Genomic DNA, 930 nt, shown 5'->3' with positions numbered 1-930 from the left:
GAGATACCTGAACCGCCTAATCCCGCTCGCCGTCCTTGTGGGACAACGGTCGAGATTAAACGGATAGGTGGGTTTCCCCATTCGGAAATCGTCGGGTCAAAGGTTGCTCACACCTCACCGACGCTTATCGCAGCGTGCCACGTCCTTCATCGCCTGTACATGCCAAGGCATCCACGAATTGCCCTTACCTCACGCTTGAGAGCCCACACCACCACCATCAACGCTGGGCTTGTCTCTCGACAAACCAACTCGGCAGAGCAGCGCGATGTGGCTTAATTGGTGTGGTCATTAAATACTCAGCCAGATATTGTGAATTGCCAGCATCTCAGGTCCGCTCGGCGTTGCCGCCTTGCTTTCCCTTAAAGCCGACACCTTCACGGCATCGATTTTAAAAACCCATTCACAATGTCAAAGATGAGGTGCGCAGTACGCATCTCGCAACCGCTGCTTCCGCAGCGGAACTGGTGTCTTCATCTCTAGGTTGTCTCGGGAGTGGTGGAGCCTATCGGGATCGAACCGATGACCTGATGCTTGCAAAGCAACCGCTCTCCCAGCTGAGCTAAGGCCCCGTAACTCCGCGCGCCGTCAGTCGCAGCAAAGCTGCGCCTTATGGCGCGCTATGCAGCGCTGGCCGTGCTTGTTAGCGTGCGAAATAGCTTGCGCTATTTCGTCTCGCTGCCTGCGCAGTGGTGGGCCGAGTAGGAGTTGAACCTACGACCTCACGCTTATCAGGCGTGCGCTCTAACCACCTGAGCTACCGGCCCCCTGCACTCACCGGCCATAAGGCCGCGAGGCGGTAAGCCAGCTCAAGCTATACTCCCCGTCAGGGGAGTAACCTAGGATGAAGGGACATGAGGACGGCGGATTGGAATGTCTTTGGAATGGGAGGAAGCTCTTCTTCGATACGAGACCGAAGCGCTTTCCGCCGCG

General features: G+C 56.9%; 2 tRNA genes and 1 rRNA gene. All 3 read right to left on the bottom strand.

Features of this window, described 5'->3' with window-relative positions:
- Positions 1–198: ribosomal RNA gene (locus NS355_RS19230) — 23S ribosomal RNA — on the bottom strand; the annotation flags it as partial.
- A 295-nt stretch (positions 199–493) separates the two neighbouring features.
- Positions 494–569 (bottom strand) — tRNA-Ala (locus tag NS355_RS17720).
- 118 nt (positions 570–687) lie between these two features.
- Positions 688–764: transfer RNA gene (locus NS355_RS17715), tRNA-Ile, on the bottom strand.
- Positions 765–930 lie beyond the last annotated feature (166 nt).

The sequence above is a fragment of the Sphingomonas yabuuchiae genome, from assembly GCF_001477495.1.
GTDB lineage: Bacteria > Pseudomonadota > Alphaproteobacteria > Sphingomonadales > Sphingomonadaceae > Sphingomonas > Sphingomonas yabuuchiae_A.
This window is presented reverse-complemented; position numbering and strand designations above follow the sequence as displayed.